Here is an 11,403-nt window from a genome sequence, read left to right as displayed (position 1 = left end):
ACTTCATTCTGATTCGTGTTCCGAATTCCGATGATGCCCACGCGAAACTGCTCTCCCGCAAGGTATTGATTAAAAATGTGGGTAGAATGCACAATGTGCTGGCAAGCTGCCTGCGCATTACGGTCAGTACGCCGGAAGAAAACGCAATCATGCTTGACGGCCTGAAGGCCGCTCTGGCAGCCTGACACAAACCGTAAGAGTCTTTTCATGAACCGCACCGCAGAAATCACGCGCAACACCAGCGAGACCCAGGTCCGCGTGGCCATCAACCTCGACGGCACTGGCGTTCAAAAGCTGAACACCGGCGTTCCTTTCCTCGACCACATGCTGGACCAGATCGCGCGCCATGGCCTGTTCGATCTCGACATCGAAGCCACCGGCGACGTCCACATCGACAACCACCACACGGTGGAAGACGTGGGCATCACGCTGGGCATGGCAGTGGCCAAGGCCATCGGCGACAAAAAGGGCATCCGCCGCTACGGCCATGCCTATGTGCCGCTGGATGAAGCGCTGTCGCGCGTGGTGATCGACTTCTCCGGCCGTCCTGGCATCGAGTACCACATTCCGTTTACCCGCGCCATGATCGGCGGCTTCGACGTGGACCTGACCCTGGAATTCTTCCGTGGCTTCGTCAACCACGCCCTGGTGACCCTGCACATCGACAACCTGCGCGGCACCAATGCCCACCATCAGTGCGAAACCGTGTTCAAAGCCTTCGGCCGCGCCCTGCGCATGGCTGTGGAGCTCGACCCGCGCGCGGCCGGCACCATCCCATCCACCAAAGGAAGYCTGTAACCTCCACTACACGGCTCACCAAAATGAAAAAGATCGTAGTAGTTGATTACGGCATGGGCAATCTGCGCTCGGTGGCGCAAGCCCTGCGCGCGGTCGCGCCGGAAGACGATATCCGCATTTCCGGCCAGCCGGGCGATATCGACAGCGCCGACCGCATCGTGCTGCCCGGCCAGGGCGCCATGCGCGACTGCATGCGCAGCCTGAATGAATCCGGCGTGCGCGATGCGTTGCTGCGCGCCGCCGCATCCAAACCCATGATGGGCGTGTGCGTGGGCGAGCAGATGCTGCTCGACGTCAGCGAGGAAGGCAATACGCCGGGCCTCGGCCTGCTGCCGGGCAAAGTCGTGCGCTTCCAGCTGGAAGGCCGCACGCAGGACGACGGCTCGCGCTTCAAAGTGCCGCAGATGGGCTGGAACCGCGTGCAGCAGAAGGTGCCGCACGCGATGTGGAAAGACATCCCGGACAACGCCTGGTTCTACTTCGTCCACAGCTATTACGCGCAGCCGGAAAACGCGGCGCACAGCGTGGGCGAAACGCAGTACGGCGACGCCTTCTGCTGCGCCGTTGCCCGCGACAATATCTTCGCGACCCAGTTCCACCCGGAGAAGAGTGCGGCCACCGGCCTGCAGCTCTACAAGAATTTCGTTCACTGGAACCCTTAACCCAAAAAGACCAAAATCATGCTGCTCATTCCTGCTATCGACCTCAAGGACGGTCACTGCGTTCGCCTGAAACAAGGCGATATGGAACTTGCTACTGTGTTCTCCGAAGATCCCGCCGAGATGGCGCGTCATTGGCTGAAACAAGGCGCGCGCCGCTTGCATCTGGTCGATCTGAACGGCGCCTTTGCCGGCAAGCCGAAGAACGAAGGTGCGGTCAAATCCATCCTGCAAGCAGTCCGCGACTATGCGGAAGAAAACGAGATCGATGAAATCCCCGTCCAGCTGGGCGGCGGCATCCGCGATCTCGACACCATCGAACGTTACCTGGACGATGGCATCAGCTACATCATCATCGGCACCGCGGCCGTGAAGAGCCCCGGCTTCCTGCACGACGCCTGCGGCGCCTTCCCTGGCCACATCATCGTCGGCCTGGACGCCAAGGACGGCAAGGTGGCGACCGACGGCTGGAGCAAGATGTCCGGCCACGAAGTGATCGACCTGGCGCAGAAGTTCGAACAGTATGGCGTGGAATCCATCGTCTACACCGACATCGGCCGCGACGGCATGATGGGTGGTGTGAACATCGAAGCCACCGTGCGCCTGGCGCAGGCGGTGCGCATTCCGATCATCGCATCGGGCGGCGTGCACACCATCAAGGACGTGGAAGACCTGTGCGCGGTGCAGGACGAAGGCATCGAAGGCGTGATCTGCGGCCGTTCGATTTACGAAGGCACGCTGAACCTGACCACGGCGCAGGAACGCGCCGATGAACTGTCGGGCGATCTCGAAGAAGAGTAAACCCATGCTGGCAAAACGCATCATCCCCTGCCTGGACGTGACCAATGGCCGCGTCGTCAAAGGCGTCAACTTCACCGAGCTGCGCGACGCCGGCGACCCGGTGGAAATCGCGCGCCGCTACGACGAGCAGGGCGCCGACGAACTGACCTTCCTCGACATCACCGCCTCCAGCGACAACCGTGGCCTGATCCTGGACATCATCGAAGCCGTGGCTTCACAAGTCTTCATCCCGCTGACCGTGGGCGGCGGCGTGCGCCAGGTGGAAGATGTGCGCCGCCTGCTGAACGCGGGCGCGGACAAGATCAGCCTGAACACCTCGGCGGTGAGCAATCCGCAGCTGGTGTACGAAGCCTCGCAGAAGCACGGCAGCCAGTGCATCGTGGTGGCGATCGACGCCAAGCAGGTATCGCCGGGTAAATGGGAAGTGTTCACCCACGGCGGCCGCAATGCCACCGGTCTTGATGCGATCGAGTGGGCGAAGAAAATGGAAGCGCTGGGCGCAGGTGAACTCCTGCTGACCAGCATGGATCGCGACGGCACCAAGTCAGGTTTCGACCTGGCGCTGACCCGTGCCGTCAGCGACGCCGTCAATGTACCGGTTATCGCATCCGGTGGCGTGGGCGGTTTGCAGGATCTGGCCGACGGCGTCAAGCTGGGCCATGCTGACGCCGTGCTGGCCGCCAGCATTTTCCACTATGGCCAGCACACGGTGCAGGAAGCCAAGCGCTTTATGGCGGCGCAAGGCATTCCCATGCGCCTGGATTGAAATCGGGGAAACGAGAATGGCAAACGGAACCGCAGCGCAGATCGCGAAAGCCAAATGGCTGAATCGCGTGAAATGGGACGAACACGGCCTGGTGCCGGTGATCGCCCAGGAAGACGGCAGCAACGATGTGCTGATGTTCGCATGGATGAATCGCGATGCGCTCTACAAGACCGTGGAGCTGGGCGAGGCGGTGTACTGGAGCCGCTCGCGCAAGAAGCTGTGGCACAAGGGCGAAGAGTCCGGCCACGTGCAGAAGGTGAAAGAGATTCGCCTCGATTGCGATGAGGACGTGGTGCTGCTGAAGATTGCCCAGGAAGGCGACATCGCCTGCCACACGGGCCGCCACAGCTGCTTCTTCAACAAATTCGAAGACGGCGACTGGAAAGCCGTCGAGCCGGTGCTGAAAGATCCGGACGAAATCTACACGGAAGCGAAGAAATGACGACTGTACTGGACCGCGTGGCGGCCACCATCGAATCGCGCAAGGGCGGCGATCCGTCGAGCTCTTATGTCGCCAAGCTGTTCAGCAAGGGCGACGACGCCATCCTGAAGAAGATCGGCGAGGAAGCTACCGAGACCGTGATGGCGGCCAAGGATGCCCGCGTCAGCGGCGATGCCTCCAAAGTGCTGTACGAAACGGCCGATCTGTGGTTCCATTCGATGGTTCTGCTGGCCCAGTTCGGCCTCACGCCGCAGCAGGTGCTCGATGAGCTGGCGCGGCGCGAAGGCTTGTCCGGCCTGGACGAAAAAGCCGCCCGCAAGGAATAAGAGGAGACTACGTTGGAAAACTGCCTGTTCTGCAAAATCGCAGCGAAACAGATTCCTGCATCCGTGGTGCATGAAGACGACGACCTGATGGTGTTCAAGGACATCAATCCGGCGGCCCCTGTACACCTGCTGATTATCCCGAAAACACACATCTCGACCATGTCCGACTGCACGCCGGAACACGCGCCACTGCTGGGCAAGATGATGTCCCTGGTGCCGAAGCTGGCTGCCGAGCACAATATTTCGGTGACCTATGATGAGCAGGGCCAGCCTACGCGCGGCTTCAAGTTCCTGATCAACAGCGGGCCTGACGGCGGACAGGAGGTGTACCATCTGCACATGCACCTGTATGGTGGACCTCGTCCGTGGCGCGGCATGCGAACTTGATAAAAAATCATTACAGGCACATGACAGGCGCGCTTCGCGTATACTGTGTGAATTAACGCTTTTTTAGGGGCAACAAAATGGGTTCTATGAGCATTTGGCACTGGCTGATCGTCCTGGTGGTGGTCATGCTGGTATTCGGCACCAAGAAGCTGGGCAATATCGGCTCGGACCTGGGCAAAGCCGTCAAAGGCTTCAAGGATGGCGTGAAGGGCGACGAGGATGACAAGCCAGCCCAGCCAGCTCCGCCTCCTGCGCAGGTGACCGACAAGGGCACCATCGAAGTGGAAGCCAAGGAAAAGACCAAGCAGTAAAGCATTCTGATGATCGATCTCGGTCTTTCCAAACTCGCCATTATCGGGGCAGTGGCCCTGGTCGTGATCGGTCCTGAAAAGCTGCCCAAGGTAGCGCGCATGGCCGGCACGCTGTATGGCCGCGCGCAGCGTTATCTGCAGGAAGTGAAATCCGAAGTCAGCCGCGAAATCGAGCTGGAAGAGCTGAAGAACCTGCAAAAGCAGGCCTCCGAAGCGGCCAGCACCTTCAAGGCTGATGTGGAAAACTCCATCGCTGCCAATATGGCCGAGGTCGAGGACGCCCTGCGCGTCGACCATCAGCACGAACCGGCCGTCAGCACGGCTACTACCGACGATTTGTCGCGCAAGGCCAAGGAATTCCGCCGCAAGCGCCTGGTGCGCACCTCCGCCGTACCGCTGTGGTACAAGCAGCGCAATGGTGGACGCATGCATGTGGTGTCCGGCGCGGCGCGCGTGGCGCGTTTCCGTCCGCGCAGCGGCAAACCACCAGCATCGTTCTACTAAATGAGCCAACAAGAACCGGTCGAAGAAACCTTCATCAGCCACCTGATCGAACTGCGCGACCGCCTGGTCAAGGCCAGCATCGGCATCCTGATCGTGACCGCGGCGCTGATGATCTGGCCCGGCCCCTCCCATATCTACGATCTCATCGCCGCGCCGATGATCAACTCCCTGCCGACCGGCTCGAAGATGATCGCAACGGGCGTGATCTCGCCATTCCTGGTGCCGATGAAGGTCACCCTGCTGCTGGGCTTTATCGGTGCGCTGCCCTGGGTGCTGTACCAGATGTGGGCTTTCGTGGCGCCCGGCCTGTACGCGCATGAAAAGCGCCTGGTGGCGCCGCTGGTGATAGCGTCTTCGCTGCTGTTCATTGTGGGCGTGGCCTTCTGCTACTTCCTGGTATTCGGCCGCGTCTTCCACTTCATCTCCGAATTCTCGCCCACCTCGATTGCGGTCACGCCGGATATCGAGAACTACCTCGACTTCGTGATGTCCATGTGCCTGGCCTTCGGCTGCGCCTTCGAAGTGCCGGTGGTGGTGGTGGTCCTGGTGCGCATGGGCCTGGTGTCGGTGGCCAAACTGAAGGAGTGGCGCGGCTATGTCATCGTCGGCGCCTTCGTGATTGCCGCCATCGTCACCCCGCCCGACATCGTCAGCCAGTTCTCCCTGGCCATCCCGATGTGGCTGCTGTTCGAAATCGGCGTGTTGCTATCCCCGGTCTTCGTCAAAGCCACCCAGGCGCCGTCCGAAGAAAACACCTGAAAAAAAAAAGCGCCCCGCGGGGCGCTTTTTTCTTTTACTGCATCAGCTCTTTGATCACGCGCACAGGGGCGCTGCCGTAGCTGAGGAACTGCTCGTGGAATTGCTTGAGCGAGAACTTGCTGCCCAGCGCGGCGCGGCGCTGTTCGCGCAGATCCATGATTTCGGAATAGCCGCTGAAATAGCTGGTCAGCTGAACGGAGGTCAGCTGCACGCGGCGCCATTTCTCGGCCGCTTCAGCAGGCGTCTGGAAGGCTTGCTTGGTCAGCAGGTCGATGGCCTGCTCCTGCGTCATGCCCAGCACGTGCACGCTGTAGTCCAGGATGGTGTTGGTCACGCTGCGCAGGTTCCATTTCGAGTACATCAGCCACATCTCGGGCTCGTTGTTGCCATAGCCTGACTCCAGCATCATGCGCTCGGCGTAGACCGCCCAGCCTTCCACCATCGCCCCATTACCGAAGATCGACTTCACAATGGAGGGCGAACGGTTCGCATACACCAGCTGTGCATAGTGGCCCGGAATCGCCTCATGCATATTGAGGACTTGCAGAATCCAGTTGTTGTACTCGCGCAGCGTGCTTTCCGCCTGCTCCGGCGTGGCGTCGTCCAGCGGCGTCACGTTGTAGTAGGTGCGGTCCTGCGGACGGTATGGACCAGGCGCCTCGATGCTGGCCCCAGCCACGCCGCGCTGGTAGGCCGGCGTTTCGCGCACGATCAATGGCTTCTTCGAATCGAGCGTCAGCAGGTCATGCGAAACCACCCAGTCCTGCAGCACCGGAATCTCGCGGCGGATTTCGGGGAAGAACTCGGCCGGCGTCACGTGATTGGACGACAGCTTATCGATCATCATGCCGATCTTCACGCTGCGGTCGGCAGGTTTCGGCGTATCGGCCAGGTACTTCGGCCACAGTTCGTCCGAGATGCGGTCCATATTCGACAGCAGCTGCTCGCGCGTAGCCAGCGCCTTCTGGTAAGTCTGTTCCGCCGTGCTGCCGGACTGGATGTCGAAGCCAAACTTGGCCTCATACAGTTCCTTGCCGATGCGGAAGGAGCGCGCATTGCCTGCCGTCTCCAGCTGCTTATCCAGCTCGCCCAGCCAGGCTGCATAGCCTTCCACCGCAGTCTTGGCGGCTGCGATACGCTGCTTGAACAGTTCCTTCTCATTGGCGGTGAGGATGGACGCCTGTGCTTCCTTGTCCAGGTCCGCCAGCACCGACAGCACGCCCGGCGCCTGGTCGATGGCCAGGCGCGTGTGTTCGCGGGTCGGATTATTGATGCTGTTGCGTGCCGCGTCGTAGTAAGCCGGCACGCCCCCGATGCGCTTCAGCAGCGTGCGCAGACGCTGCGGCTTGGCCGCGTATTCCGTGTTCAGAATGAAGTCGATCGGGCTGGCGATGTTGTAGCTGGCCGGATTCCACTCGAACTCGCGGAAGGTGGTCAGGTACCAGCGGTCGCTATTCAGTTTGTTGATCAGCAGGCCCAGGTCGGTGCGCTGCTTGGGCGACAGCTGCTTCGCATCCACTGCGCCGAATTTGCCCAGCCATTCGTCGATAAACGCCAGCTGCTTGTCGCGCGTTGGCTGGTCGGGAATGGTCAGCATGGCTGCCGTGTCGTACTTGCCCGCGCCGATGGCCGACTCCGGATCGATGCGCCACAGGGCGTTGAGGAAGAGATTGGCCTGGGCGTCGAAGTTCTTGTCCTGGCGGCGTTCCGGCGTCAGCGGCTTGGCCGCAACGGCGGTCGTGGCGGCGGCGCCGGCTGCGGCGGCCTTGCCCTTGCCTTTGGACTTGCCCTTGCTCTTCGACGATTTACCCGACGATTTCGAGGACGACGACTTTTTACTTGCGCTGGCCGTGGTTTTGGCCTTGCTGGACGGCTTCTTTGCTGCCTCGGCTGGCGCGAATGCCAGGGACAGCATCATCGCCGCCAGGGCGATCTTGGTCTTGATCATATTGTTTCAGCTTTCTGAAAGTGCAGCCTGCGAGATTATCACAAGCCGAGCTGGATTCGGGCCTCGGCAGGACTCATCCGTGCGCCCTGTTCCGCCGCCTCCGGCGGCAGCCAGTCGGGGAATGGCGTCTCGTGGTTCACGTGCTTGCCGGATGCCGTGTGTTCCTGCGTTACGCGCACAATCGCCGCCGCCGGCAGCTCGTGCGCGACAGCAGCCAGCGCTGGCCACAGACGGCGGTGCACCATGGTGAGTTTGTTTTGCAGCAGGCGGCAAACCAGGATGTCGGCGTGGTCGTTCAACGCGTCCAGCACGGCGAAAATCTGCTTGCCTTTGGCGTGGCCCCACCAGCTGCCCTTGATGGGTTCACCGGCGATGGCTTCGGTCAGACGTGGCGCGGGTCCTTGTGCGGACACCAGTACCACACCTTGTTCGCGCACGAATTCAAGCGCTTGTTGAGTATTCATGCCGGGATAATCGCATGGAATCCCGGCCGTGGCGAGCGATCAGTAGAGGCCCATCCGGTTACCGCGGTCCACCGAAGCGTAGCGGTCGAGGATGGTGGCGACGAGCATGCCCTGGCGCTTGTCTTCCAGGCGTACGCTCAGGAGGCAGCTGCTGCGCTGCTGTGGCCTGCGCAGCTCGGACTGGTCGGACTGGCGGTTGCGCCACGACGGCGTCGGCTTGTTCGACAAATCCACGATGAAGTTGCCCTGCACGGGGCCGCCGTCATCCTCACGCGAGGACAGGCGCACGGCGCGCGAATCGACGCCAGCGGCCAGCAGGGCCTCACGCGCCTGTTCGGCGACCGAAAGATTGTCGAAGACGCGCAGAAGTGTATCAACCATGATATTGCTCCTTGAGAGCTTACATCTTCATCATAGTCCGGCTGCGCAAAACGTGCCGCACGCTGTATTTATGGGCGGCGCAGGCCTTCGTTCAGCATGGCGAGCATGTCCTCGGCCGTCATGCGCGCGGCCGTATCGCTGCCGTCGAGCAGGCTATCCGCCAGTTCGCGCTTGTGCGCATGCAGATCGACAATGCCTTCTTCGATGGTGTGGCGTGCCACCAGGCGATAGATGGTTACCGGGCGTAGTTGACCCATGCGGTGCGCGCGGTCGGAGGCCTGGTCTTCCACCGCCGGGTTCCACCACGGGTCCATGTGGATGACATAGTCGGCGGCGGTCAGGTTGATGCCGACGCCGCCGGCCTTCAGGCTGATCAGGAACAGATCGCCTTCGCCGGCCTGGAAGGCGTCCACCGCCTGCTTGCGCTGGGCCATCGGCGTGGAGCCGTCGAGGTATTGATAGCGGATGCCTTTGCGCTCCAGCTGCTCGCGGATCAGCGTCAGATGATCGACGAACTGGCTGAACACCAGCACTTTGTGGCGATTTTCCAGCAGCCCGTCCACCAGATGGGAGAACGCGGCCAGTTTGCTGCTCTGGAGTTTCAGACTGGGCGCCACCAGGTTCGGATTGCAGCAGGCGCGGCGCAGCTTCATGATCTCGGCCAGAATGGCGATGGATTTCTTGTCCACCGGGACGTCGATCGCCGCCAGCTTTTCCAGTGCTTCGCGGCGCAGCGATTCGTACAGCGCGGTTTCTTCCGCCGACAAATCCACTTCCAGCGTGATTTCGGTACGCGCCGGCAGCTCGGTCAGCACCTGCGCTTTGGTGCGGCGCAGGACGAAAGGTCCGATCAGGCGGCGCAGGCGATTGCGAGCGCCCACTTCGGCGCGATGGTCCTGCTGGCGCTCGATCGGTCCCGCAAAGCGCAGGTTGAACTGTTCGTGGCTGCCCAGCAGGCCCGGATTGATGAAGCGGAACAGGTTCCACAACTCGCCCAGATGATTTTCCAGCGGTGTGCCGGTGGCCACCATGCGGAAGTCGCTCTGCAGTGCCATCACGGCCTGCGAGCGCTTGGTGGCGGCATTCTTGATGGCCTGGGCTTCGTCCAGTACGATGGTATGCCAGTGCCGTTTGGTGAAGCGTTCGGATTCCAGCTGCAGTAGCCCGTAGCTCGTGACGATGAGATCAAACGGCCCGGCGTTTTCGAGCATCGCTTCGCGGTCGCCGGTGCCGTACAGCTTCACGTTCAGCGTGGGCGCAAAGCGCGCCGCTTCCGCCACCCAGTTCAGGCAGACGGAGGTTGGCGCAACGACCAGCGTTGGCCCTTGCGGTGCGCGCAGCAGGATCAGAGCCAGCGCCTGCAGCGTCTTGCCCAGGCCCATATCGTCGGCCAGACAGGCGCCGACGCCCCAATGCGCCAGCCGCGCCAGCCATTCGAAGCCTTCGCGCTGGTAGTCGCGCAGCTCGGCCTGCAAGGTGCTCGGCAGCTGCGGCGTATAGGCGGCGGTGGACTCGATGCGGGCCAGATGCTCTTTCCACATGCGATCCGCTTCCAGAATGCCGACGTCGGACGCCAGCTCTTCCAGTACAAAGGCCGCCAGGCGGTGCACCCTCATGCCCGCGTCATCGTCTTCGCCGTAAGACGCCAGCTCTTGCAGGCGGCGGTGCAGTTCTTCCGACAACGCCAGGAATTGCTGATCGCCCAGTTCGATGAAACGGCTCTTGTTGGCGCGGATTAGCTCCAGCAGCGAACGCAGGTCCATCACGCGCTCTTCATCGATCTGCAACTGGCCGCTGGCGGCAAACCAATCCTTCTTGCTCTTGATGTTCAGCTTGAGCTGCTTGGTGTAGACCGGCTTCGTGACGCGGAAGGTTTCCCCCTCCGGCCAGGCGATCACCACATTGTCCTGTTCCTGCAGTTCGGCCAGTAATTGCAGCGCGAGCGCGGGCTGGCCCAGCAGCCATTCGCCGTGATCCTGCTCGCCCTGTTCCAGCGCATCGCATTTCAGGATCAGCTGGCGCTCTGCATCGCGTTCGCCGGCCAGATTGCGGCGCGCCTGGATCGAGCGGCCACCAACATCGGCAATCACACTTTCCGCGCCGGAACCGGGTGCGTAGTACGGCCCTGCATCGGGCAGCGGACGCACCTGGACCTGCATCTTCAGGCCCTGCTGGTAAGGCAGCAGATGCACGTGCAGGCGGCTGTCGGCATCGACCTGGTCGGCGTTGACGGCGCCCGCGCCGATATCCGACTGCACCGTCACGATGGACGATACCGCGCCAATCGCCTGCAGCACCTGCTCTTCCGCATGCAGCGGCACGCTCAGGCCGTCGCCGACGATGGCGGCAATGCGGCGGTGCTCGTCGCTGATACTGACCACGCGCAGGCGGTTCGGCGCTTCCTTCATGATGATGACGCTGGCGTTTGGGTCGGTAATCGCTGGCTGCAGGGTGAGATGCAGCTTGCCGTTCTGCTGGCGGATCAGCAGCTCCGGTTCGCCGCCCTGCAATTCGACGCGCACGTCCGGCGCATCCATCCAGTAGATGTGCGGGTGGCCGACCAGGGCCAGTGCAGCTTGTTCAGTGTCGATGTCGTAGCGCAGGCTCGACGCGTAGGCCTGCCGCGCCGGGGAAATCGTGCTGCTGATGCGTACATCCTGCGGCGTCAGAAAGTCCAGTTGTGCAGCTTCTTCGCGCAGCCGCTTCAGTGCCATGGGACGGCCCTTGCCCCATTGGCCGCGTACATCGCGTTTCTGCTCGCGCGGCTCGACTTCCGAAATGCCGTGGCGTGCGCCCAGGCTGATGACCCATACCAGCCGCGTTTCGCCGCCGGCGTCCGGCACGCCCTGCTGCAGAT

Annotated in this window: 14 protein-coding genes and 1 pseudogene; 11 read left to right on the top strand and 4 right to left on the bottom strand. The window is 61.9% G+C overall.

The window, feature by feature from the left end; all coding sequences use genetic code 11:
* The 11 genes and pseudogenes from AB4Z11_RS09670 to tatC all read left to right on the top strand — a co-directional run.
* Positions 1–185: pseudogene (locus AB4Z11_RS09670) on the top strand (histidinol-phosphate aminotransferase); the annotation flags it as partial.
* A 22-nt stretch (positions 186–207) separates the two neighbouring features.
* Positions 208–798, top strand: coding sequence for an imidazoleglycerol-phosphate dehydratase HisB (gene hisB, locus AB4Z11_RS09665; protein ID WP_395404291.1), 591 nt, complete (start codon positions 208–210; stop codon positions 796–798).
* 23 nt (positions 799–821) lie between these two features.
* Positions 822–1,460 (top strand): imidazole glycerol phosphate synthase subunit HisH, encoded by a 639-nt coding sequence (gene hisH, locus AB4Z11_RS09660; protein ID WP_442024823.1) that lies wholly within the window; start codon positions 822–824, stop codon positions 1,458–1,460.
* Positions 1,461–1,478: 18 nt separating this feature from the next.
* Positions 1,479–2,258 (top strand): 1-(5-phosphoribosyl)-5-[(5-phosphoribosylamino)methylideneamino]imidazole-4-carboxamide isomerase, encoded by a 780-nt coding sequence (gene hisA, locus AB4Z11_RS09655; protein WP_442024821.1) that lies wholly within the window; start codon positions 1,479–1,481, stop codon positions 2,256–2,258.
* A 4-nt stretch (positions 2,259–2,262) separates the two neighbouring features.
* Positions 2,263–3,024 (top strand): imidazole glycerol phosphate synthase subunit HisF, encoded by a 762-nt coding sequence (gene hisF, locus AB4Z11_RS09650; RefSeq protein WP_442024819.1) that lies wholly within the window; start codon positions 2,263–2,265, stop codon positions 3,022–3,024.
* A gap of 16 nt (positions 3,025–3,040) precedes the next feature.
* Positions 3,041–3,466, top strand: a complete 426-nt coding sequence (gene hisI, locus AB4Z11_RS09645; protein ID WP_442024817.1) for a phosphoribosyl-AMP cyclohydrolase — start codon at positions 3,041–3,043, stop codon at positions 3,464–3,466.
* On the top strand, positions 3,463–3,792 hold the full coding sequence (locus AB4Z11_RS09640) for a phosphoribosyl-ATP diphosphatase (protein ID WP_442024815.1): 330 nt from the start codon (positions 3,463–3,465) through the stop codon (positions 3,790–3,792). The genes hisI and AB4Z11_RS09640 overlap by 4 nt, the downstream gene beginning before the upstream one ends.
* Before the next feature lie 12 nt (positions 3,793–3,804).
* Complete coding sequence (locus AB4Z11_RS09635; protein WP_442024813.1) at positions 3,805–4,179, top strand: histidine triad nucleotide-binding protein; 375 nt, start codon at positions 3,805–3,807, stop codon at positions 4,177–4,179.
* Positions 4,180–4,256: 77 nt separating this feature from the next.
* On the top strand, positions 4,257–4,490 hold the full coding sequence (gene tatA / locus AB4Z11_RS09630; protein ID WP_442024811.1) for a Sec-independent protein translocase subunit TatA: 234 nt from the start codon (positions 4,257–4,259) through the stop codon (positions 4,488–4,490).
* 9 nt (positions 4,491–4,499) lie between these two features.
* Positions 4,500–4,994, top strand: a complete 495-nt coding sequence (gene tatB / locus AB4Z11_RS09625; RefSeq protein ID WP_442024809.1) for a Sec-independent protein translocase protein TatB — start codon at positions 4,500–4,502, stop codon at positions 4,992–4,994.
* A complete protein-coding gene (gene tatC / locus AB4Z11_RS09620) occupies positions 4,995–5,753 on the top strand; it encodes a twin-arginine translocase subunit TatC (RefSeq protein WP_442024807.1) in 759 nt (252 codons plus the stop codon). It begins immediately after the preceding gene.
* 34 nt (positions 5,754–5,787) lie between these two features.
* On the opposite strand, the gene AB4Z11_RS09615 is transcribed toward tatC, so the two are convergent.
* The 4 genes from AB4Z11_RS09615 to AB4Z11_RS09600 all read right to left on the bottom strand — a co-directional run.
* Positions 5,788–7,701: a DUF885 domain-containing protein gene (locus AB4Z11_RS09615; RefSeq protein WP_442024805.1), complete on the bottom strand. Its 1,914-nt coding sequence runs from the start codon at positions 7,699–7,701 to the stop codon at positions 5,788–5,790.
* Between the two features lie 38 nt (positions 7,702–7,739).
* On the bottom strand, positions 7,740–8,165 hold the full coding sequence (locus tag AB4Z11_RS09610) for a hypothetical protein (protein ID WP_442024803.1): 426 nt from the start codon (positions 8,163–8,165) through the stop codon (positions 7,740–7,742).
* Between the two features lie 39 nt (positions 8,166–8,204).
* Positions 8,205–8,546 (bottom strand): hypothetical protein, encoded by a 342-nt coding sequence (locus AB4Z11_RS09605; protein ID WP_442024801.1) that lies wholly within the window; start codon positions 8,544–8,546, stop codon positions 8,205–8,207.
* Positions 8,547–8,614: 68 nt separating this feature from the next.
* Positions 8,615–11,403, bottom strand: a 2,789-nt coding sequence (locus AB4Z11_RS09600) for a DEAD/DEAH box helicase (RefSeq protein ID WP_442024799.1), incomplete at its 5' end; no start/stop codon positions are given.

Source organism: Pseudoduganella sp. RAF53_2 (genome assembly GCF_052113985.1).
GTDB lineage: Bacteria > Pseudomonadota > Gammaproteobacteria > Burkholderiales > Burkholderiaceae_D > Rugamonas.
Note: the sequence above shows the minus strand (reverse complement) of the source record. Positions and strands in the feature narration are given on the sequence as shown.

Coding starts and splice junctions, on each gene's coding strand:
- AB4Z11_RS09640 (WP_442024815.1), top strand. CDS start 3,463: ATGACGACTGTACTGGACCGCGTGGCGGCCACCATCGAATCGCGCAAG.
- hisF (WP_442024819.1), top strand. CDS start 2,263: ATGCTGGCAAAACGCATCATCCCCTGCCTGGACGTGACCAATGGCCGC.
- hisI (WP_442024817.1), top strand. CDS start 3,041: ATGGCAAACGGAACCGCAGCGCAGATCGCGAAAGCCAAATGGCTGAAT.
- AB4Z11_RS09615 (WP_442024805.1), bottom strand. CDS start 7,701: ATGATCAAGACCAAGATCGCCCTGGCGGCGATGATGCTGTCCCTGGCA.
- tatA (WP_442024811.1), top strand. CDS start 4,257: ATGGGTTCTATGAGCATTTGGCACTGGCTGATCGTCCTGGTGGTGGTC.
- AB4Z11_RS09610 (WP_442024803.1), bottom strand. CDS start 8,165: ATGAATACTCAACAAGCGCTTGAATTCGTGCGCGAACAAGGTGTGGTA.
- AB4Z11_RS09605 (WP_442024801.1), bottom strand. CDS start 8,546: ATGGTTGATACACTTCTGCGCGTCTTCGACAATCTTTCGGTCGCCGAA.
- tatC (WP_442024807.1), top strand. CDS start 4,995: ATGAGCCAACAAGAACCGGTCGAAGAAACCTTCATCAGCCACCTGATC.
- hisH (WP_442024823.1), top strand. CDS start 822: ATGAAAAAGATCGTAGTAGTTGATTACGGCATGGGCAATCTGCGCTCG.
- tatB (WP_442024809.1), top strand. CDS start 4,500: ATGATCGATCTCGGTCTTTCCAAACTCGCCATTATCGGGGCAGTGGCC.
- hisA (WP_442024821.1), top strand. CDS start 1,479: ATGCTGCTCATTCCTGCTATCGACCTCAAGGACGGTCACTGCGTTCGC.